This is a genomic window from Flavobacterium sp. NLM, assembly GCF_002210235.1.
Classification (GTDB): domain Bacteria; phylum Bacteroidota; class Bacteroidia; order Flavobacteriales; family Flavobacteriaceae; genus Flavobacterium; species Flavobacterium panici.
The window spans coordinates 43,987-67,099 of sequence record NZ_LIAC01000002.1 but is presented as its reverse complement, the minus strand read 5'-3'; the positions used below and the strand labels follow the sequence as shown (position 1 = coordinate 67,099).

Genomic DNA, 23,113 nt, shown 5'->3' with positions numbered 1-23,113 from the left:
TTTTTTGTATTTATTGTTCATCTTATCGAAGCTAGGAAAAGAGCCAAAGGCTCGGCCTATATTGTAGGGCTGGACTTTAGTCCAGTTCAAGGCATAATTTGTATGGATCGGATTTTAATCCGGTTCAAGACATATAATCTAATTTAATATGAAACGATCTTTTAAAATATTATGAAAAAAAATAAAATTCGTAGAAATGAAAATAGAAATAAATTATAGAGATTAACATTAAAATTAGACTTTTGTTTTAACTTTGTTGAACAACTTTAGTAAATTAATATCATGCAAGCAATTAATATCACAGCATATACAGAAGACGCTTCTCAAATAGAAGCTGTAAAAGCTTTTATGAAAGCACTAAAGATCAAATTTGAGATAGCTAATGTGAAACCTTACGAGTTATCTACAGAACAGCAGCAAATTTTAGATAGTCAAATTAATTCAGACAAAAGCCAATATACAGATGCTGAATCACTATATACTGATTTAAAAAAGAAGTATGAATTATAAGATTATTGTTTCTCCAATTGCATTAAAAAACATTGAAGAAGCTGTTGAATACTATATATCAAAAGTTAGTAAGAAAGTCGCCTTAGGCTTTCTTAATGATTATAAAAAAGTTTACAAAGCCTTACAAATAAATCCTTTTTGTCAATTTCACGATAATAATTATCGCTATATTCCATTTAAAAAATTCCCATACATTGCATTTTTTATAGTTGATGAGTTATCAAAAACGATATTTTTAAATGCTATTTTTCATACATCTCAAAATCCAGAAAAAACATCCATAAGATAAAAAATAACAGAATCGACCAATATGGTAGCGCCGGATTTTAATCCGGTCTAAAGCGTGTTTTTATTATGCGTTTTTAAACTGGACTAAAGTCCAGCCCTACAATATTAGCCGAGCCTCTGGCTCTTTTTTTGGACGGAATAAAATTCCGAAGGAATGATCCATATTGTAGAGCTGGACTTCAGTCCAGTTTAATAACGGGAATTATTCCGTCGTAAATTCGTGTAAAATTACCAACGCCCAACCTTATAATAGCAAAAAAATAATTTTTATGTTTTAATGTTTCTAATGCAAATTCAATATTTGCTCTTAAAAATCCTTCAGTAAAGGATATACTTTTTTAAACTTATTGAACGCAGCTTCATATACATTTTTATGTTTCGTGTTAGGAAAATAGGTTTGTCCCGTTTTGTTATCATTTGTGATCTCCTCGCCGAGTGATTTTAAACCTATAAGAACAGCTCCCCACGAAGATCCTTCGATAGTTTGCGAAGTTTCAACCTGCATCTGAAAAATATCAGCAACCATTTGGAGCCACAGTTCGCTTTTACCAAATCCGCCGCTGGCCATAACTTTTGTTTCTTTTCTATGTTCGGGATCCGGAATTAAAATTTCTGTGATTTGGAACAATCCAAATAAAATTCCTTCTAAAGTGGCTCGTACCAAGTGCGCTTGTGTATGCGTAATCTGCATTCCTAAAAGAGTTCCCTGAGCCGAGGCATCCCAGATTGGCGCTCGTTCTCCCAATAAATAAGGTACAAAAAGCAGTCCATCAGAACCCGCAGGAATTTTTGCGGCTTCTTCAATAAGAACTTCTAAAGATTGTGTTGTATTTAGCAAAGTTTCTTTCAGCCATTGTAAAACTATCGCACCATTATTGACAGCACCTAAAGTAAGATATTGATTATCCATTAAATGATAGCACTGCGTGCGCATTTGGCCATCAAGATACGGTTTGTCAATGGGCAGTCGCACTGCTCCGCTTGTGCCAATAGTCAAAGCAATACAATTTTTGTTCATGGCGCCTGTTCCGAGATTGGCCAACGCACCGTCGCCACCGCCCATTATATAAAGAAAATCATCTGAAATTCCTTTGCATTGGTGTGTGACTTCGCAAACTTTAGATAGTTGATCTGGCTTTATGTTTAAGAAATCCAAAACTTCCTCATCCCAATCTAAAGTATGAATGTTTAACAATCCGGTTCCAGATGCCATTGAGGTGTCTGTATAATATTCATTGGTCAAATGATGCCAGACATATTCTTTTATACTGATGAATTTATAGGTTTTGGAAAATAGTTCAGCGTCAAATTCTTTGAACCAGGCAATTTTTGTCAAGGGAGAAAAAGGATGAATTGGTATTCCGGTTTTTTGATAAAAGTGTTTTCCCTGATCTGAATTTTTAAGTTTTTCGGCAATTCCCGCAGCTCTGTTATCTGCCCATAAAATAGCATCTGTCAGTGGTTTTCCATTTTCGTCAATTGCAATAACACTTTGCATCGCCGAGCTAAAACTGATGAACTGAGGCTGAATTCCGTTTGTAATCTCATCAATACATTCCTTTACGGTTTGCAAAATTTCGTGCGGTTTTTGAACACTCCATTCGGGCTTGGGATGATACATGCTGTACGACTTAGCAATTTGTCGAAGTACATTTCCCCTTTTATCAAAACAAACGGCTTTTGTTGCTGTTGTTCCAATGTCAATGCCAATATACAATGCTTCCATGTTATTTATTTGATCCATAAATTTAAAAGTAATACCCCAATTAATCCCATTACTCCTATAATTGTTTCCATAACCGTCCAGGTTTTAAAAGTGTCTGACACGCTAATGCCAAAATATTCCTTAAACATCCAAAAACCAGTATCGTTTACATGCGAGCACATTAAGCTTCCAGCGCCAATAGACAAAACCATTAATTCCGGACTCACACCAGATGCAATCACTAAGGGCTGTACAATTCCCGCAGCGGTTAATCCGGCGACTGTCGCAGATCCTAAAGCAATACGAATAATAGTAGCAATCAGCCAGCCTAACAATAAAGGGGAAAGAGAGGATTGTTCGAAAAAAGTACTTAAATCTGTTCCTATTCCGCTGTCTATTAATACTTGTTTAAAAGCACCGCCGGCAGCAATTATTAAAATAATCATCGTAGCTGCACTTAAAGCACTACCCGATTTGTCCATGATATCCTGCATTTTTCTTCCGCGCAAAATAACTAAGGTAAATACAGCAAAAAGTATTGCAATTAACATTGAAGTCAGCGGATTTCCAATAAAAAGCAATACGGCACATAACGCACTTTTTTTGGGCAAAATTAATTCACTGAACGTAGCAGTGGCCATTAAAAAAACTGGAACTAAAGCCGTTACAATGCTAATTGCAAAAGAAGGCATTTCTGATTCTGTGAAAGTTTTACTGTCGAATAATCCTTTTGGCGGAAAGGCATTTATTTTTTTTATAAATTCAGGAAAGATGATTCCGGCCATGAAAAGTGCCGGAAGCGCAACTATAAGTCCGTAAAGAAGTGTTTTACCAATATTGGCCTTAAAAATAACTGCAATTGCTGTTGGTCCCGGATGTGGAGGCAAAAAACCATGCGTAATAGAAAGTGCCGATGCCATAGCAATTCCCAAATAAATGATAGGCTGTTTAGTGCTTTTGGCCACGGCAAAAACCATTGGAATCAAAATTATAAACCCTGCATTATAGAACATAGAAATTCCAACAGAGAATCCGGTTATAACCATTGCCCATTTAATATACTGAATACCAAAGGACTTAATCATGACAGAACTGATTCGCTGTGCAGCGCCACTATCAGAAAGCAAATTTCCTAAAATAACGCCAAAAGCAATAATTAAAATTAAAGAACCTAACGTACTTCCTATTCCCTCCTGTATCGAATTGATTAAATCCGGAAAAGGCATCTGCTTAAAAATACCGACAAAGCAAGCGGCAATAATTAAGGAAATAAAGGCATTGAGTTTTACAACGGAAATTAGAATCAATAATAAGAGAATCCCGGCAATAAGAATCAGTAGCGACATAATTAAATTATTGAATGAGTGTTCTTTGAATTTGTCTCGTAAAAATATTACTTTCTATACGTAAAAAGGCGCCATTTAAAATTTAATATGTTAAATAAATTCCTTTAAAGCTGCTTAGAAAAATTATAAAAAAGATACGTTCTCGCCTAGCCCCGATCGAAACGGCATCTCCCGATTTAGAAAAATAAGGCTTTTTAGCCGTAGTTTTTGTTTATCGGGAATATAGTGGAGAGCGGGACTAAACGTTCTTTTGAAAACGGAATTTCTGCTCCTCAAAAGAATCTTAACCCAACTTTGCAGAATATCAGAAATAAAAACTACTTTTAAAAACGCTTCAAAAGCAACTTTTAAACCTTTTTATAATGCTCCAACTTAAAATAAAATCACAACTTATATTTGTTATTACTTTAACTATTACAAATTTTATATCTGCTCAGACATCAAAAGAAAAAAGCTATAACTTAATAGCAAAAGGCGCAGTTCTCACAAAACTATCCGATCAATTCAGTTTTACGGAAGGTCCTGCTTCAGATAAGAAAGGAAATATTTATTTTACAGATCAGCCTAATAATAGAATCATGAAGTGGTCGGTTAACGGCGAACTTTCTGTTTTTATGGAAAATGCAGGAAGGGCGAACGGTTTGTATTTTGATCACGCAGGCAACCTTTTGGCTTGCGCCGATGAAAAAAATGAGCTTTGGAAAATAGACAAGAACAAAAATTATACTGTAGTACTAAACAACTTTGAAGGAAAAAGGCTGAATGGCCCCAATGATCTTTGGGTTGACCCAAAAGGCGGAATCTATTTTACAGATCCTTTTTACCAAAGGGATTATTGGAAACATACCTCGAAAGAAATAGAGAAAGAATGTGTTTACTATTTATCTCCGGATAAATCCAAAATTATAAACGTTGGGGATGACCTTGTAAAACCTAATGGCATTATTGGAACTTCGGATGGAAAAACCTTATACGTAGCAGATATAGGAGCAAATAAAACGTACTCTTATACTATCGAAAGTAATGGTTCTTTAAGCAAAAAAACACTGTTTACTGAATCAGGTTCAGATGGAATGACAATAGACAAATCCGGAAATATTTACTTATGCGGAAAAGGAGTTACTGTATTCAATCCGCAAGGAGAAAAAATAGCCCATATTGATGTTCCTGAACCATGGACAGCTAATGTTTGTTTTGGAGGAAAAAAATTTAAAACATTATTTATTACTGCCGGTAAAAGTGTTTATACGATAGAAATGAGTGTTCGGGGAATGAAATAATCGAAAATTTTGATTGAAATTTTATTCGATATTGAGAAAATCAGATTTTTTCAGAATTAAAAAACTTCAAAATCATCTTAATTTGATTCGAATTTGGGTTGAATTTTACTTAAAATGAAATTTTACAAAAACACAAAACCTTTCGAAATACCTTATTTTACTACTATTTTAGTACTCTCTATGATTGCATAAGAAAATATTATGACAAATTTATTTCATTATTAGAAAAACCGCCATACATTTGCCTAACAGTGTTAAACAATTTAATACTCGAATATAATGGCTAGCAAAGATCGAATTTTAAGACAAAAAGAAGAGACAAGGAATAATATCCTTGGGGCTGCTTATGATATCGTAAAAGATGAAGGCTGGAATGGTTTGAGTATGCGTAAAATTGCCGACAGAATCGAATATACTGCTCCTATTATTTATGAATACTTTTCGAATAAGGAAGCAATACTTGAAGAATTGACAGGTAAAGGTTTTATTAAACTAACTAAAGAACTACAAGTTGCAATAGATAAGTTTGAAAAACCGGAAGATCAATTAGAAGCCATGTGGATGACTTACTGGGACTTCGCTTTTACAAATACTGAAATGTACCAACTAATGTTTGGTGTTCAAATGACCTGCTGCGCACAGCGATGTTCGGCTCAGGAGGGACCTTACAAATTATTCACCGGAGTTATTGCTGATGTAATGAAAGACAGCAATCCTAGTGAAGATATCATTAAACAAAAATATTTTACTTTCTTTTCTGTTATTCATGGTTTAATCGCCATCAACATCATTAACAAAAGTGATATTTTAGAAACAATAAATGCTCAAATTTTGAAAGATGCCATTGGTGGTATCATCAAATCGATACAATAGATTTTTTTTTCAATTTTTACTTAACAGTGTAAAATAATTTAATTGGATAATATAAAATCCTTTTTTTTATAACCTTAACTTAACACTGTTAGAAAATTTAATAGAGTAATAAAAGCTCTTTTTTTAGACTTTTACTTAACGCCGTTAAATATTTTAATAATGATTAAAATAGAATTGAAAAAGCTTAAAGTATGAAAGTTTGCGCACATTTACTTAACAACGTTAGATAATTTAATTTAATTAGATATGAATCCCGAGAATGCCAGAATACCTAAGAATTTAATCCGAGAAAATGTTCAACCAATTAAAACCAATATGAAAATGAAAAATGTAATAATTATAACCAGTTTTGTTCTGGCTTTAGTATTAAGCAGCTGTGGCGACAAAAATCAGGCGCCTACTGCTCCACCACCGCCGGTTTTACCTGTGTTGGCTATAACAAGTGCAAATACAACTACTGATGCTGAATATCCAGCTTCTATACAAGGAACTGTAGATGTTGAAATTCGCCCGCAAGTAAGCGGAAACCTTGACAGAATTTTTGTTGACGAAGGTGCTTATGTAAGTAAAGGACAAACTTTATTCAAAATAAACGAACGACCTTTTCGTGAGCAGTTAAACAATGCTTTAGCAAGTTTACACGCTGCAGAAGCGGCTTTGATCAACGCTAATTTAGAAGTTGATAAATTGACTCCTTTAGTTCAAAATAAAGTAGTTTCTGATTATCAGTTAAAAACGGCTAAAGCTTCTCAAAAAATTGCTGCTGCAAATATTGAACAGGCAAAAGCCTTGGTAGGTTCTGCTAAAATTAATTTAGGATATACAAATGTTACAGCTCCAGTTAGCGGATACATAGGAAGATTACCTAAAAAACAAGGAAGTTTAGTTTCTGCTTCTGATGTTGAAGCTTTAACAACTTTATCAGATGTTCACGAAGTATTTGCTTATTTCTCTTTAGGTGAAACTGATTTTATCAACTTTAAAGAGCAATATAAAGGAAGTTCACTTGGTGATAAAATTAAAAAATTACCTCCAGTTACTTTGATTTTGGCAGATAACAATGCTTATCCTCAAACCGGAAAAATTGATATGGTTGACGGACAGTTTGATAAAACTACCGGAGCAATCACAATTAGAGCAACTTTCCCAAATGCAAACGGAACATTACGTTCTGGAAACACAGGAAGAATCCGTTTAGGATTACAACACGACGATGCGATTTTAGTTCCACAGTCGGCTACAGTTGAAATGCAGGATAAAGTATTTGTTTTCACTGTAGGTAAAGACAACAAAGTAACTAAAATGCCTATTACAGTTGTGGGTAAAAGCGGTACCAATTATTTAATTAAAGAAGGTGTAAAAACTGGTGACCAAATCGTGTTAAGCGGTATTGACAAACTTCAGGATGGACAAGCGATTCAGCCAGAAAAATCAACTAAAGTTGCCGAAGTAACTAATAAAAAATAATTCTAAAAGACAATGTTCAAAATATTTATACAAAGACCTGTACTGGCAACCGTAATCTCCATTTTATTGGTGATTCTTGGAGTACTTGGTTTAACTAAACTGCCTTTACAACAGTTTCCTGATATTGCGCCGCCATCGGTTTTGGTAACGGCGGTATATCCGGGAGCCAACGCAGAAACGGTTTTACGTTCTGTGGCACCTTCAATCGAAGAATCTATAAATGGTGTAGAAAACATGACTTACATGAGTTCTACAGCAAGTAACGACGGTACTTTAGCAATTACTGTTTTCTTTAAACTTGGTACAGATGCTGACCAAGCTGCTGTAAACGTTCAAAACAGAGTTGCGCAGGCAACGAGCCAGCTTCCTGCAGAGGTTGTACAACAAGGTATTGTTACGGCGAAACAACAAAACAGTTTCATCATGGCAATTGGTATGTACACTGATGATGAAGCAAAATACGATCAGACATTTGTTGCCAACTATGCACAAATCAATATTATTCCGGAGTTAAAACGTATTCCGGGTGTAGGTTCTGCCAGTATTTTTGGTGGTGTAAAAGATTACTCTATGCGTGTTTGGTTAAACCCAACACAAATGTCAACTTACAAAGTGACGCCAAGCGAAGTTATGGGCGCTATTCAGGACAAAAGTTTGGAAGCGGCTCCGGGTAAATTTGGAGAGCGAAGCAAAGAAGTTTTTGAATACGTTATTAAATACAAAGGAAAATTAACTAAACCAGAAGATTATGGAAATATTGCTATACGTTCTAATGCAGATGGTTCAGTACTTCGCTTAAAAGATGTTGCGAGAGTAGAACTTGGAGCATATTCTTATAACAGTTTAACTCGTTTAAATGGTAAAAAAGGAATTGTAATTGGGGTTATTCAGTTAGCTGGATCAAACTCAAATGATATTCAGATTGCCATTAATAAAATGATGGAAAAGGCTTCTAAAGATTTTCCTAAAGGCATAAAACACAATATTTTCTATAGTACAAAAGTATCTCTTGACCAATCTATTGAACAAGTTGAGCATACATTATTAGAAGCTTTTATACTTGTATTTATTGTGGTATTTATCTTCTTGCAAGATTTTAGATCAACATTAATCCCGGCTATTGCTGTACCTGTAGCAATTTTAGGAACGTTCTTCTTCATGCAGTTATTCGGATTTTCGATCAACCTTTTAACACTTTTCGCATTAATTCTGGCGATTGGTATTGTGGTCGATGATGCCATTGTGGTAGTCGAAGCGGTGCATGCGAAAATGGAGCATAAACGCTTGTCTCCAAAAGTCGCAACCCATGAAGCAATGCACGAAATAACGGGTGCTATTATCTCGATTACGCTGGTAATGGCTGCTGTATTCCTGCCGGTTGGTTTTATGGAAGGTTCTACAGGAGTTTTCTATCGTCAGTTTGCCTTTACTATGGCAATTGCAATTGTAATTTCGGCTGTTAATGCCTTAACATTGAGTCCGGCGCTTGCGGCATTATTCTTAAAAGATAATCACGGAGCACACGATCACAACGCAGCTTATGTAAAAAAAGGATTTAAAGAAAAATTCTTTACCGCTTTCAACAGCAGTTTTGAATCTTTAACGAATCGTTACGTAGGCGGACTTAAATTCTTAATCAGAAGAAAATGGTTGAGTTTAGGCGGATTAGCTTTAATTGTTGTGGCAACGATTGTAATGGTAAAAACAACTCCTGCAGGATTTATTCCAACAGAGGATCAAGGATTTATTGCGATTGCCGTAAATACACCATCTGGAACATCATTAGACGGAACTCAAAAAGTAATGACCGAAGCTGAAAATACTTTAAAAGCATTAGACGCTTCAAGATTCGTAACCGCGATTTCAGGTTTCAACTTATTGACCAACTCTACAAGTCCATCTTCTGCAGTTGTATTCGTATTGCTTAAACCAAACGAAGAACGAGGCGAAGTAAAAAACATTGACGAAATCATGAATCAGGTTCGTGGTAAACTGGGCGCTATTTCTGGCGGAAGTTTCTTCGTATTCAGTTTCCCAACTGTACCTGGATTTAGTAACGTTGAGGCTTTAGATTTAGTTTTACAAGATAAAACTGGAGGAAAACTGGATAAATTCAGTGGAATTTCTCAAAACTTTATCGGTGAATTAATGAAGCGTCCGGAAATTGCAGTTGCCTTTACCTCTTTCAAAGCAGATTATCCGCAATTACAATTGGAAGTTAACGATGAAAAAGCAAATCAATTAGGCGTAAATGTAAAAGACATTCTGCAAACCATGCAGGCTTACTTTGGTAGCGCACAAGCATCAGACTTCAACAGATTTGGTAAATACTACCGTGTTGTAGTTCAGGCTGACATTGCAGACAGAGCTGATCCAACAGCAATTGACCGTGTATTTGTGAAAAACAGAACAGGCGAAATGGTGCCAATAAATACTTTAGTAAAACTAACTCGTATTTATGGTTCAGAAACCGCATCACGATACAATTTATTTAACTCAATTTCTATTAATGCCATTCCAAAACCAGGATTTAGTTCAGGAGATGCCATTAAAGCAATTGAAGAAGTAGCAGCACAACAATTACCTGCAGGTTACGGGTTTGAATTCTCGGGCCAAACTCGTGAGGAGATATCATCCGGAGGACAATCCGCAACAATATTCTTACTGTGTTTGATATTCGTTTATTTCTTACTTGCTGCACAGTACGAAAGTTACATTTTGCCTTTGGCAGTAATCTTATCAATCCCTGCAGGTATTTTTGGAGTATTCGTAGCTATTGGTTTAACTGGAATTGAGAACAACATTTATGTACAAGTTGCCCTTGTCATGCTGATTGGACTTCTCGCCAAAAATGCCATTCTGATCGTCGAATTTGCCGTACAGAAAAGAAAATCGGGACAAGCGTTAGTTAGAGCTTCAATCGATGCTGCAAAATTACGTTTACGACCAATTATCATGACGTCTCTTGCCTTTATCGTAGGTTTAATACCAATGATGAGCGCCACAGGGCCATCAGCTCAAGGTAACCACTCTATTAGTATTGGTGCCGCCGGAGGTATGATTTCAGGAGTAATTCTAGGTTTGTTTATCATTCCTGTTTTATTCATCATCTTCCAGCATTTACAAGAAAAGGTTTCTGGAAAACCAGTTGCCGTAATCCATAATGAAGAAAAAGAATAAATGGAAAACTATATAACCACAGCTTTAGTAGCCATCATAATTGGCATCGCTTATATATCGTACAGAATCTCAAAAGATCTTGAAACTAAAGAGACTTGTACAGAAATTTAATAAAAGAAAGAATGAAAAATCATATAACCAAAATCGTGACCTTCGCCATTCTGATCACGACCTTAATATCCTGTAAAGTTTCGAAGGATATTGAAACTCCAAAAGATGCATTTCCTGAGAATTTCAGGAATGCATCAACTTCGAGTGATACAACAAGTATTGCTGATGTGGAGTGGAAAAACTTCTTTACCGAAAAAGATATTATCAAATTGATCGACAGCGCCGTTGCAAGAAACAACGATTTGCAGATTGCCGAAAAGAACATTGAAATTGCACAATACAGATTTACACAATCAAAATGGGGAAATGTACCTCAGGTTAATTTATTTGTAAATGCAAGTACAAGCAATCCGTCAGACAATAGTTTTACAGGATTGAACCTAAATCAGGCAATTGGTGCTAAACATATAGATGATTATTCTGCCGGAGCTTCACTTTCGTGGGAAGCTGATATCTGGGGAAAAATCAGAAATCAGAAAAAAGGTGCTTACGCAGGGTATTTACAATCTGCAGAAGTTAAAAAAGCATTGCAGACCAATATTGTTGCCAATGTTTCAAGAGGATATTACAATCTTTTAATGCTGGATGCTCAATTAGAAATTGCCAGACAAAATCTAAAATTAAATGATAGTACAACTAATATTATCAAATTAAAATACGATGCTGGTCAGGTAACTACGTTGGCGATTCAACAATCTGAAGCACAGAAATTAAATTCAGCGCAATTGATTCCGTTATTGGAACAAAACATTGCGATTCAGGAAAATGCTTTAAGTGTTTTAACTGGTTCTTTTCCGAATTCGAAAGAAAGAACAATTAAATTAAGTGCGATTGAAGTTAAAAACAATACCGCTATCGGAATTCCATCTTCATTAGTAAGCAGAAGACCTGATGTAAAAAGTGCTGAATTAGCTCTTAAAGCGGCAAACGCAAATGTTGGAATCACAAAAGCGGATTTATATCCAACTTTAAGAATTACTGCTCAAGGCGGAGTAAACTCTTTTGAAACCAGCAATTGGTTCAACATTCCGGCTTCATTATTCGGAACTGTTGCAGGAGGTTTAACACAACCGCTTTTGAACAACAAAAGAGTGAGAACTCAATATAATATTGCTGTTGCAGAAAGAGAAAAAGCTGTTTTAAGTTTTAGACAATCTGTTTTGGTTGCTGTAAGCGAAGTTTCTGATGCTTTAGTTAAAGTAGAGAAATTACAACAACAGGAAACTTTCTTGAAAGAAAAAGTAAAAACTTTACAGCAAGCAATTAAAAATGCTAACCTTTTATTCAAAAATGGTATGGCAGAATATCTTGAAGTTTTAACAGCGCAGGCAAATTTATTGCAAAGCGAACTAGAACTTGCTGATGTTAAAAGACAACAACTTACAGCCAATACTGAATTGTACCGCGCTCTGGGCGGAGGCTGGAAATAATACCTGTTACATTACCCGTTAATTATTTATTTTTTGAGAGGAAAACGCTGTGAGACTTAGGTTTCATGGCGTTTTTTAGTTTTTTTTGCCACTAAGGCACTAAGGCGCTAAGTTTTTTTAAGTTTCTCGCAGATTTTGCAGATTGACCAGATTTTTTTTATGCCACAGATTACTCAGATTAAAAGGATTTTTATCTGCTTAATCTCCAAAATCTGCGAGAGCTTTTTTTATTCTCATTTTTTGTCAGGCTGAGCGAAGTCGAAGAAAAAATCCTTCGACTTCGCTCAGGATGACAAACTGTATGGTTACTTCTCTCCTACTATCGGTTCCAAAAAAAACTTAAAAAAACTTTGCGCCTTCGCGTCTTTGTGGCAAATAATCTTAAATCAAAAAACTTGTCCCAAATGCCCCTAAAATAGTCGTAAATAACTATTTCATGAAAAAACAAGAATAGTATATTTGTAATACATTAACTAATAACTATTTAAAAATAAACCACATGAAAAAAGCAAAAATTATTTTTTGGATTGCAACTACTATTATTTTTCTATTCGAAGGCGTTATGCCAGCTTTGACTTCCCAGTCTGAAATGGCTAAAGAAGGGATCAGACATTTAGGTTATCCTGAGTATTTTGGAAATGCATTGGTGATTTTCAAAATTCTGGGAGTTCTCGTTTTAGTAATTCCGTCTGTTCCTAAAAATGTAAAAGAATGGGCTTACGCCGGATTTGGTTTCGACTTTATATTTGCTTCTATAAGTCATTTTGCGGTTGATGGCATTAACTTTCAAAGTTTCTTTCCGTTAATCTTTTTAGTGATTTTGGCAATCTCATATATCTATTATCATAAAATCGAGCGATACAAAAATATTGCTTTGTAAAACATTCCTGCGATGATAGAAGTTTTTAAAACAAATGTTCAGGAAGTTGAGCAATCAGTAATGATTGTTGGGAAACTTCTTGAACATTTCCCAAACAGCATCGTCAATTTTGATCTCGAAGACTGCGATAAAATCCTTCGGGTTCACGCCGCTTCTATTTCAAACCATAAGATAATCGAACTTCTAAATTCGCATGGTTTTCATTGCGAAGCACTTCCGTAAAATCACAATTTATTGATTTACAAAATATTGCAATAAAAATCGTACTTTTGAGATATTAACATCTAAACCACAAAAATGAATTTACCTGCAGAACATCAAACTGTAATGCCTTACCTTATTCTTAAAGGCGCATCGCAATTTATAGATTTTACAAAAAATGTTTTCGGAGCTTCAGAAACGCATTCGAAGGCAGTCCGCGAAGACGGAACCATAATGCATGCCGAAATTACCTTAAACGGAAGCACAATTATGGTAACCGATGAAACTGAAGACTGGTCAAAACAAACGGCCAACTTATTTGTTTATGTTCTTAATGCCGATAAAACCTATCTAAAAGCATTAGAAAACGGCGCCGTTTCTTTAATGGGATTAAGCGATCAGGATTACGGCAGAACCTGCGGCGTAACAGATCCTTTTGGAAATGTCTGGTGGATTACTTCCGTAAATTAAACCTTAAAAATCAATAATATGAAGACAGACGTTCAAAAAGATATTGTTGAAACATTCAAAAAATTAAATGATATTCTATCAAAATTTTCTGAAAACGAATTAAATCAGGTTCCGTTTCAAGGAAGCTGGACTCCCGGACAAGTTGTGCAGCATATTATTTTAGCCTGTTCCGGATTTCCCGAATTATTTGCCGGAAATACGGAAAAAACAACCCGAAAACCCGATGAAAAAATTAAAGATATTGAAGGGCTGTTTTTAAACTTCAACATAAAAATGGATGCTCCTGTATTTCTGAAACCCGAGAAAAAAGAATACAATAAAAATGCATTAAACATAGAATTACTCAGACTTGAATCTGAGTTATTAGATTGTGCCGAAAAATACGATTTAACCCTAACCTGCTTAGATTTTCAGGTTCCGGGCTTTGACAAATTCACCATGTACGAATGGATTGATTTTGCATTAGTTCACACCCAAAGACATACGCATCAATTAAATTCTATTTTTCAACACATAACCAAACTCTAAATTAATGACATCAAAATCTAAAACTATTTTATACTCTGGTTTACTCGCAGGAACTTTAGATATTCTTGCGGCAATTTTAGTTTACTCTGTTATATTACATCAAACAACTGCCGAAAAAATTCTGCAGTCTATTGCAAGTGGCATTTTTAAACAGCATGCATATACAGGCGGTGCACAAATGGTTTTTTATGGTTTATTACTGCATTATTTTATCGCATTTGCTTTTGCCTATTTTTATTATAAGATATATCCGCACGTTCCTATTTTGAAAAAGAATATTGTTGTTTCGGGAATTGTCTATGGAATTTTTGTCTGGATTGTAATGAACCTTATTGTGCTTCCAATTGTATTTCCAAAACTTCCATCAAAAGAATTTGATCTTCCCTTAATCATTTCTGTTTTAATTTTAATCGTCTGCATTGGTTTGCCAATTGCTTTTGTAACTAAGAAAAGTTATGAGATATGAGATATGAGTTATTAGCTTAACGCAATAATTTTAACGCAAAGCACGCTAATATTTTTTAAAAGGCTGCATTTTCAATGCTGAAGTTCGCAAAGCTTTGCGAACTTTGAGTTTTAGTAAAAAACTAACTTATTAAAAATCTTAGCGTCCTTTGCGTTAAAACTATCTCAGCCCGCTTTGCGTTAAAATTATAAGTATAGATTAAAAACAAAAAAGCGAAATCAACACAACAGTTAATTTCGCTTTTTTAAACAATAAACTTGAAATTTTAAACTCTTGATCTTCCGCTTATTAATGAGATAATAAATAAAACTAAAAATATAAAGAATAAAATTTTTGCGATACTAGCGGCTCCGGCAGCAATTCCTCCAAAACCAAAAATTCCGGCTACTATAGCTAGAATAATAAATGTGACTGTCCAACGTAACATAATATTGAAATTTAAGTTATAATAATGTGACTTTTACAAGTCTGATTTGTTTGTCTCTCAAAGTTCTCTTTTACTTACAAAAACAATTAACTCAAACGGTATATTTATTATCGCAATCCATTACAAATCATAAATTTATCAGGCTCTTTTAGAATTTTGGTCTCAACGTTATACAATTCCCATCCAGAAGCTTTAGAGTTAATTTTTTGATCGATTGAGTTAATTACCGCTGCGTTCCCAAGGTAATTTTATTCAAAATTAAAAACTGGCTCAGTTGAATCTTATAAAAAGATACTGTTATATAAATAAGGTATTTTTCTTAACAAAAAGTCATTTTTAATAGTATAACATTATTATGGTGCCGCCAATAAAAAAATTGTGGCGGCTACTTTGAACCTTGACGACTTATTAACAGAACTAAAACAGAATCCCCATGAAGAAGATATCAAATAAATCGAAAATTGTTTTTCTTTCAACATTTCCTCCAACACAATGTGGAATAGCAACTTATACTCAGGATACAATTAAAGGAATTACCGACATTTTTGGTAAATCAATAACTTGTGAAATTTGTGAATTAGTAGACAATCCAAAGACAAATTCGACACAGGCCTTTACATTAAACACAAAAGAAAGAGCAGAGTACACAAAAGTTGCCGAAGAAATTAATAAAGATAAAAATGTGAAACTAGTTCACATTCAGCATGAATTCGGTTTGTTTGGCGGTAATTATGGTGATCATTTACTAGATTTTTTAAATGCAGTAAAAAAACCTATAACCTATACTTTTCACACCGTTATTCCAAACCCGAATAACGAATTGAAAACTTTTGTGAAATTACTTTTGAGCTACAGCAATTCTGTTTTTGTAATGACAAATCAGTCAAAAGAAATTTTAATACAAGACTACAACATTGACGAAGATATCATTACAACAGTGGCGCATGGAACGCATATTGTAATTTATGAAGAACCGGCACAAGCAAAAGCAAAATTTGATATTCAAAACAAAATTGTACTCTCAACTTTTGGACTTTTGGGCGAAGGAAAAAATATCGAAACAGGTCTACAGGCTTTGGCTAAAATCGTCGAAAAAGAACCAAATGTATTGTATTTAATTATTGGCAAAACACACCCTAATTTAATTAAAGACGGAGTTGATACTTATAGAGATAAACTGGAAGCACTTGTTGACGAATTAAATTTACACAATAATGTTCGTTTCATTAATCAATATTTAGATACAGAGGAACTTTTAGAATATTTAAAAGCAACCGATATTTATTTGTTTACTTCAAAAGATCCAAACCAGGCTGTAAGCGGCACTTTTGCTTATGCAATGAGCTGCGCCTGCCCTATGGTCGCATCAAAAATTGCACATACAAAAGAAGTTTTAACTTCTGACTGTGGTGTTCTGGTTGATATTGGAAATGTGGATCAATTTGCAGAAGAAACCTTAAAATTGATTTCAAATGAAAATTTAAGACGTGAAATGGGAATCAATGCATTCACTAAAATGAGAGCTTCATCTTGGGAAAATGCCGCATTAACACTCATGAATACTTATAAAAAGTTAATCGAAAATCCATCAGATGTAAAATACAGTTATCCTGATATTCAATTAAGACATATTAAAAGATTAACTACAGATCTTGGAATTATTCAATTTAGTAAAATTTCAGTTCCTGATCTGGATTCCGGTTATACTTTAGATGATAATGCACGCGCTTTAATCGCATTTTGTGCACACTATAAATTAACCAGGGACAAAGACGATCTTCCGTATATTTTAATTTATTTGGATTTTATCGAAAGATGTCAAAAACCAAAAGGAAATTTCATCAATTATGTCGATCAGGAAAACCGTGAACATATTGAGCAAAATGCCGAAGTTAATTTAGAAGATTCAAATGCAAGAGCAATCTGGGCTTTAGGAACTGTAGTTTCAAATTCAGATATCCTTCCTGAAAACATTTCTAAAAAAGCAGCAAAATGTTTCCTTAATTCCTTAAAATGGGCAGAAAATATTCAATCGCCTCGTTCTATTGGTTTTGCAACAAAAGGATTGTATTTGTATCATAATGCCGTTCCAAATTTATATGTGGCAGCCATTATCAATAAGCTAAATGCAAAACTACTGGCAAATTACGAAGATACAGCTACTGAAGACTGGCAGTGGTTTGAAAATTATTTAACGTACGGAAACGGAATTCTGCCAGAATCTATGTTGTACGCTTATTTAATTACAAACAAACCAGTTTACAAAAAAGTAGCCTTAGATTCATTAGATTTCTTATTGTCGAAAACATTTGTTGACGGAAATTTTAAAGCAATCTCAAATCAAAGCTGGTATCACAAAGGTTCAGAACCACAAGAATATGGAGAACAGCCAATTGATGTTACCTATACAATTCAGACATTAAATGCTTTTTATAACACATTTGAAACTCCGGAATACAGAAAGAAAATGAAAATTGCATTTAACTGGTTTTTAGGAAAAAATCATTTAAATCAAATTATGTATAATCCCGTAAGCGGCGGCGGTTACGACGGTCTTGAAAAAAACAATGTAAACTTAAATCAAGGAGCAGAATCAACCGTATGTTACTTAACCGCAAGATTAATAATGGAAAAATTTGCTCATGACGAATCTAAAGTTATTCCTTTAAATAAATTGAGAACCGGAGTAGCGATCAATTCTTAAAAAAATTATAGAAAAATTCCAATTAAAAAATTCCAAATTCCAAAGTTGGGATTTGAAATTTAAAATTTGTAATTTTATAACGTAATAGACTGACCAAAATTCTATTAAACCCGGAAAATCCCTTTCTTAATGAAAGGGATTTTTTGTTTACAGTAATAATTAATCTTAAAAATAAACTAAATAAATTTGCCTATCTACTAATAGGTAGTATCTTTGTCAAAAAATTACAGCCATGACAACACGGGAAAATATTATAGAAAAAGCAGATCAGTTTATTCGAAACAAAGGTTATAATGCGTTTAGTTTTAAAGATATTTCAAATGATATTGGCATAAAAACCGCTTCTATTCATTACCACTTCCCTACTAAATCTGATCTTGGCGTAGCGACCATAAAAGAACATATTGCCAGAACCGAGGCTTTAAAGAAAAGAGTAGCCAATGAATCTCCTCTAATAAAACTGGAAGCTTTTTTAGAGGTACAGGCACAAATAAAAAAAGAAAATAAAGTCTGCATTGTAGGTTCATTAGCAACAGATTTAAATACGCTCGACGAATCCATAAAAACAGAATTGCAAGGTTTTGCCCAAATCGTAATTACCTGGCTGACGGAAGTTTTAATCGAAGGAAAAGCACTCAAAATATTTGATTTTGAAATGGAACCAAGAACAAAAGCCATAATGATTGTAACCAATATGGTTGCCATTGTACAGCTTTCAAGACTTACAAACGATAGTGATTTTGACTTGGTAAGAGAAACAATATTAACAGAATTAAGACCTAAAAAATAATGAAAAGAGTTGTAGTAACAGGATTAGGAGCAGTAACTCCTATTGGAAATAATGTTCAGGAATTTTGGAATTCATTAATTAACGGAGTCAGCGGTGCTGCTCCTATAACAAGATTTGACACCACACAATTCAAAACTAAATTTGCATGCGAGGTTAAAAACTTTGATGCTTCGGCTATTTTTGAAAAAAACGAAATCAGAAAATACGATCTTTTCACACAATACGCATTGTACGCTGCAGACGAAGCCGTAAAAAATGCTAATATTGATTTTGATTCCTTAAACAAAAACCGAATTGGAGTGATATGGGGCTGCGGCGATGGCGGTATTTCAACTTTTGAAGAACAAATTGGAGAATATAAATTAGGAAATGGTACACCAAGATTCAGTCCGTTTTTCATTCCGAAAAGAATTGTGAATATAGCTTCGGGAGTTATTTCTATTAAATACGGACTTCGCGGCATTAACTATACAACGGCTGCAGCCTGTTCTGCCAGCAATACTGCAATTATAGATGCTTTCAATTATATACGTTGGGGAAAAGCAGATATGATGATCACCGGCGGTTCTGAAGCTTCGGTTACAGAATCTTCAATTGGCGGTTTTAACGCTTCAAAAGCATTGTCTACCTTAAATGATGATTACAGCAAAGCTTCAAGACCTTTTGATGAAACAAGAGATGGTTTTGTTTTGGGCGAAGGAGCCGGCGTTGTGATATTAGAAAGCTACGAACATGCGATAAAAAGAAACGCAGTAATTCTGGCCGAAATTGTAGGCGGAGGTTTAGCCGCAGATGCTTACCATTTAACGGGAACGCATCCTGAAGGTGAAGGAGCTGTTTTAGGAATGGAACTTGCGCTTGAAGAAGCCGAAATTTCTCCAGATCAAATTGATTATATTAATGCCCACGCAACTTCTACTCCAACCGGAGATTTAAGCGAACTTAAAGCTGTAGAAAAAGTATTTGGAATAAACCCGAATGCGAATATTAGTGCTACAAAATCTATGACTGGACATTTACTTGGCGGTGCCGGAGCAATTGAAGCGATTGCGTGTATAAAAGCGGTTCAGGAAAATGTTATTCCGCCAACGATAAACACACAAAACGTAGAACCGGAATTTGCAGATAAATTTAATTTGACACTTGGCAAAGCACAATCCAGAGAAGTGAATTATGCGATGAGCAATACTTTTGGTTTTGGAGGTCACGTTGCCAGTTCCATCTTTAAAAAATTCGAAGAATAAAAAATTACAAATATTTCATTTAAAAAAGGGGTTGCTCAATTATTGAGACAGTCACATTTATTATATATGTTTTTTTGTTCCGTAGGAACATTTCATCGGTAGAAAAATATATTGTTATTATTATTTACGTTCCGTAGGAACGTTTGATACGCCAGATATTAAAAATGATTTCAAAATCAAACGTTCCTAGGGAACGTTTGATACGCCAAGATTATTAAAAAACGATTTCCAAATCAAACCTTCCTACGGAACGTAAATATCGTTGATCTGCATTTTTTTCTACCTACGAAACATTCCTATGAATGATAACTGGATATACAAAAAGAGCTGTCTCAATTATTGAGACAGTCACATTTATTCTATATATTTTCATGTTCCATAGGAACATATCATCGGTAGAAAAATTATATTGTTATTATAATTTACGTTCCGTAGGAACGTTTGATACGCCAGATTATTAAAAAACGATTTCAAAATCAAACGTTCCTACGAAACGTAAATTTGGTTCATTTTTATTTTTTTCTACCTATGAAACATTCCTATGGAATGAATAACCGGATACATAAAAGGGCTGTCTTAAAATTGAGACAGCCCTTTTGTTTTCTATAGGATTCGTGTAACGCAGCATTCATAAAAATATTGTGATTTTATGAAAATTATATAAGCCTCAAAAAAAGTTGTGTAAAGTATTTTAACAAGTATAGAAGTAACTTTCATATATAATTTAAAAAGTACCATAAACTGTTAAATAATTGATTTTCAAATTACACCTAACTATAAAAACTAAACATTTTGATTCTCAGCCTAAAAAATACATTCGCACAAATTGGAGACGCAACATTGTTTGCCAAGAGGTTTTTTAAGGAGGTTTTTGTTCCTCCTTATGAGGCTAAAGAGTTTTTGAAACAATGTTACATCATCGGTTATAAGTCATTGCCCTTGGTGGCAATCACAGGTTTTATTATGGGATTAGTGCTCACGCTTCAATCCAGACCAACTTTAGTGAAATTTGGTGCCGAAAGCTGGCTTCCCGGAATGGTGGCACTGTCCTTAATTAGAGAAATTGCGCCCGTTATTACGGCCTTAATCTGCGCCGGAAAAATTTCGTCGGGAATTGGAGCCGAATTAGGTTCTATGAAAGTAACGGAGCAAATAGACGCTATGGAAGTTTCGGCTATTAATCCTTATAATTATTTGGTCGTAACGAGAATTTTAGCCTGTACGTTAATGGTTCCGTTATTGGTAATTTTTGCTGATGCCGTTGGAATTGTTGGCGGTTACGCCGGAATAAACATTCACGGCGACGTTAATTTCTATCGCTATTTAACGCAGATTATTCAGTCTTTAGAATTCTCAGATCTAATTCCGGCGACGGTAAAAACTTTCTTCTTTGGCTATTTCATCGGAATGATTGGATGCTATAAAGGATTTAATGCCGCAAACGGAACAGAAAGTGTGGGACGTGCTGCAAACTCAGCCGTAGTTACAGCTTCTTTAAGCATATTTATTATTGATATGGTGGCAGTACAATTAACCGATTTAATTTATTTGAAATGATTAAAGAAGAAAAAAATATCGAACCAAAATCAAAAGATAAAAAAAAGACCCCAATCATTGTGATTAAGGATTTACATAAAACTTTTGGCAAAGATAATACGGTTTTAAAAGGCGTAAGTCTTACCGTAAATAAAGGAGAAGATTTAGTGATTTTAGGGCGTTCCGGTTCAGGCAAATCGGTAACCATAAAATGTATTGTGGGTTTAATTGTACCTGACAAAGGCGAAATAAAAGTTTTTGACGAAGATTTACTTGCTCTTTCTAAAGATGAATTAAACAAAATGAGAGTCAAAATTGGATTCTTATTTCAAAGCGGCGCCTTATACGATTCTATGTCGGTTAGAGAAAATCTTGCTTTTACGCTTCGTGCACACAAACGAGATTTAACCGAAGAAGAAGTAGAAAAAGAAGTTCTGGAAGCACTTGAAAGTGTGGGTTTAGGCGATGCAATCGAAAAAATGCCTGCAGAATTATCAGGCGGGATGAGAAAAAGAATTGGTTTAGCAAGAACCCTGATTTTAAAACCGGAAATCATTTTGTATGATGAACCTACAACGGGTTTAGATACCATTACATCAAGAGAAATCAGCGAATTAATTCTGGATATCAAAAACAAACAAAAAACATCATCAATCATTATTACGCACGATATGGCCTGCGCCAAATTAACTGCCGATAGAATTATGGTGCTTAAAGACGGCGTAATTCACGCCGAAGGAACGTACGAAGAATTAGAAAAAGACGAAGACGAATGGGTACGCTCATTTTTTGAATAAACAGCAAAAATAAATAACTAGAAATCATGGAGAAGCAATCTGGATATACTTGGAAATTAGGAATGTTTGTAACAGTTGGGCTGCTGCTTTTTATAATGGCCATTTATTTCATCGGAAAACAAAAAAATCTGTTTGGCTCAACATTTAACCTAACCTCAAAATTTAAAACCGTAAGCGGTTTAGAAGTTGGAAACAACGTCCGTTTTTCAGGAATTAATATAGGAACCGTTGAAGAAATAAGATTAATAAATGACTCATCGGTTGTAGTATCGATGGTCATAAAAGATGAAGTCCGCGAATTTATAAAAACAGATGCGCGCGCCAGCATTGGTTCTGACGGATTAATGGGCGATAAAGTTTTAACCATTTCTCCGGGAGTAAAATCCCAGAAAATAGTTGAAAATGGCGGAGCAATTGCTTCTGTAAACGGAATAGAGATGGCTGACCTTATGAAAAGTGTTAAGAAAAGCGTTGATAATGTAGGCGTTATATCTGATGAACTTGCGATTTTCAGCCATAGTATGAATAACGGAAACGGAGCATTGGCACGATTAGTCCGCGATGATAAAATGGCAAACAGCGTTTCGAATACGCTTTCAAATTTAGAAACCGGAACAAAAGGTTTCAGCGAAAATATGGAAGCCGCAAAAAGCAATTTCCTTTTTAGAGGTTACTTTAAGAAAAAAGAAAAGGAAAAAGAAAAACAGAAAGAAGAAATAAAAGAGAAAAAAGAAGAACAGCAGGAAAAAGCGGCTAAAGAAAAAGAAGCCAAAGCCAAGGAAGAAAAAGAAAAACAGGAAAAAGCCAAAGAAGAGAAAGAAAAGCAAGACAAGCAAAAAGCTGAAGAAGCCAAGAAAGAGGCTGAAAAGAAATAGTAAA

General features: G+C 34.6%; 21 protein-coding genes. 18 read left to right on the top strand and 3 right to left on the bottom strand.

The window, feature by feature from the left end:
- Positions 1-282: 282 nt before the first annotated feature.
- Both APR43_RS02490 and APR43_RS02485 read left to right on the top strand, forming a co-directional pair.
- Positions 283-510 (top strand): DUF2683 family protein, encoded by a 228-nt coding sequence (locus tag APR43_RS02490; RefSeq protein WP_053474493.1) that lies wholly within the window; start codon positions 283-285, stop codon positions 508-510.
- On the top strand, positions 500-799 hold the full coding sequence (locus tag APR43_RS02485) for a type II toxin-antitoxin system RelE/ParE family toxin (protein ID WP_053474492.1): 300 nt from the start codon (positions 500-502) through the stop codon (positions 797-799). The genes APR43_RS02490 and APR43_RS02485 overlap by 11 nt, the downstream gene beginning before the upstream one ends.
- Positions 800-1,105: 306 nt before the next feature.
- On the opposite strand, the gene APR43_RS02480 is transcribed toward APR43_RS02485, so the two are convergent.
- Complete coding sequence (locus tag APR43_RS02480) at positions 1,106-2,542, bottom strand: gluconokinase (protein ID WP_082356496.1); 1,437 nt, start codon at positions 2,540-2,542, stop codon at positions 1,106-1,108.
- A complete protein-coding gene (locus APR43_RS02475; protein WP_053474491.1) occupies positions 2,530-3,849 on the bottom strand; it encodes a gluconate:H+ symporter in 1,320 nt (439 codons plus the stop codon). Before APR43_RS02475 ends, APR43_RS02480 begins: the two co-directional genes overlap by 13 nt.
- 362 nt (positions 3,850-4,211) lie before the next feature.
- Here APR43_RS02475 and APR43_RS02470 point away from each other — a divergent pair, with 362 nt between their 5' ends.
- The 10 genes from APR43_RS02470 (at position 4,212) to APR43_RS02425 (ending at position 14,736) form a co-directional block, all read left to right on the top strand.
- On the top strand, positions 4,212-5,129 hold the full coding sequence (locus APR43_RS02470) for an SMP-30/gluconolactonase/LRE family protein (RefSeq protein ID WP_053474490.1): 918 nt from the start codon (positions 4,212-4,214) through the stop codon (positions 5,127-5,129).
- A 279-nt stretch (positions 5,130-5,408) separates the two neighbouring features.
- Positions 5,409-6,002 (top strand): TetR/AcrR family transcriptional regulator, encoded by a 594-nt coding sequence (locus APR43_RS02465; protein ID WP_053474489.1) that lies wholly within the window; start codon positions 5,409-5,411, stop codon positions 6,000-6,002.
- Positions 6,003-6,248: 246 nt separating this feature from the next.
- Positions 6,249-7,469, top strand: a complete 1,221-nt coding sequence (locus APR43_RS02460; protein WP_053474488.1) for an efflux RND transporter periplasmic adaptor subunit — start codon at positions 6,249-6,251, stop codon at positions 7,467-7,469.
- Positions 7,470-7,481: 12 nt separating this feature from the next.
- Positions 7,482-10,649 (top strand): efflux RND transporter permease subunit, encoded by a 3,168-nt coding sequence (locus tag APR43_RS02455; RefSeq protein ID WP_053474487.1) that lies wholly within the window; start codon positions 7,482-7,484, stop codon positions 10,647-10,649.
- 122 nt (positions 10,650-10,771) lie between these two features.
- Entirely contained in the window at positions 10,772-12,190 is a 1,419-nt protein-coding gene (locus APR43_RS02450) for a TolC family protein (RefSeq protein WP_053474486.1), read from the top strand.
- A 499-nt stretch (positions 12,191-12,689) separates the two neighbouring features.
- Positions 12,690-13,070, top strand: a complete 381-nt coding sequence (locus APR43_RS02445) for a DoxX family protein (RefSeq protein ID WP_053474485.1) — start codon at positions 12,690-12,692, stop codon at positions 13,068-13,070.
- A 12-nt stretch (positions 13,071-13,082) separates the two neighbouring features.
- Positions 13,083-13,292 carry a hypothetical protein gene (locus APR43_RS02440; protein WP_053474484.1) on the top strand — a complete coding sequence of 70 codons (210 nt, stop codon included), beginning with the start codon at positions 13,083-13,085 and terminating at the stop codon, positions 13,290-13,292.
- Positions 13,293-13,367: 75 nt separating this feature from the next.
- The gene (locus tag APR43_RS02435; protein ID WP_053474483.1) at positions 13,368-13,742 is read left to right on the top strand and encodes a VOC family protein; all 375 of its coding nucleotides are present in this window, start codon (positions 13,368-13,370) and stop codon (positions 13,740-13,742) included.
- A gap of 18 nt (positions 13,743-13,760) precedes the next feature.
- Positions 13,761-14,270 carry a DinB family protein gene (locus tag APR43_RS02430; RefSeq protein WP_053474482.1) on the top strand — a complete coding sequence of 170 codons (510 nt, stop codon included), beginning with the start codon at positions 13,761-13,763 and terminating at the stop codon, positions 14,268-14,270.
- Positions 14,271-14,274: 4 nt separating this feature from the next.
- A complete protein-coding gene (locus tag APR43_RS02425; RefSeq protein WP_053474481.1) occupies positions 14,275-14,736 on the top strand; it encodes a hypothetical protein in 462 nt (153 codons plus the stop codon).
- 265 nt (positions 14,737-15,001) lie between these two features.
- Here the strand turns inward: APR43_RS02425 and APR43_RS02420 are convergent, their stop codons facing one another.
- The gene (locus APR43_RS02420) at positions 15,002-15,163 is read right to left on the bottom strand and encodes a DUF1328 domain-containing protein (RefSeq protein ID WP_071638579.1); all 162 of its coding nucleotides are present in this window, start codon (positions 15,161-15,163) and stop codon (positions 15,002-15,004) included.
- Positions 15,164-15,596: 433 nt separating this feature from the next.
- Here APR43_RS02420 and APR43_RS02415 point away from each other — a divergent pair, with 433 nt between their 5' ends.
- The 6 genes from APR43_RS02415 (at position 15,597) to APR43_RS02390 (ending at position 23,109) form a co-directional block, all read left to right on the top strand.
- Positions 15,597-17,867, top strand: a complete 2,271-nt coding sequence (locus tag APR43_RS02415) for a glycosyltransferase (RefSeq protein ID WP_053474480.1) — start codon at positions 15,597-15,599, stop codon at positions 17,865-17,867.
- A 232-nt stretch (positions 17,868-18,099) separates the two neighbouring features.
- Complete coding sequence (locus APR43_RS02410; protein ID WP_053474479.1) at positions 18,100-18,657, top strand: TetR/AcrR family transcriptional regulator; 558 nt, start codon at positions 18,100-18,102, stop codon at positions 18,655-18,657.
- The gene (gene fabF, locus APR43_RS02405; RefSeq protein ID WP_053474478.1) at positions 18,657-19,901 is read left to right on the top strand and encodes a beta-ketoacyl-ACP synthase II; all 1,245 of its coding nucleotides are present in this window, start codon (positions 18,657-18,659) and stop codon (positions 19,899-19,901) included. Before APR43_RS02410 ends, fabF begins: the two co-directional genes overlap by 1 nt.
- Positions 19,902-20,693: 792 nt before the next feature.
- A complete protein-coding gene (locus APR43_RS02400) occupies positions 20,694-21,458 on the top strand; it encodes an MlaE family ABC transporter permease (protein ID WP_053474442.1) in 765 nt (254 codons plus the stop codon).
- Positions 21,455-22,234: an ABC transporter ATP-binding protein gene (locus APR43_RS02395; RefSeq protein ID WP_053474441.1), complete on the top strand. Its 780-nt coding sequence runs from the start codon at positions 21,455-21,457 to the stop codon at positions 22,232-22,234. The genes APR43_RS02400 and APR43_RS02395 overlap by 4 nt, the downstream gene beginning before the upstream one ends.
- Before the next feature lie 26 nt (positions 22,235-22,260).
- Complete coding sequence (locus APR43_RS02390) at positions 22,261-23,109, top strand: MlaD family protein (RefSeq protein WP_053474440.1); 849 nt, start codon at positions 22,261-22,263, stop codon at positions 23,107-23,109.
- Positions 23,110-23,113 lie beyond the last annotated feature (4 nt).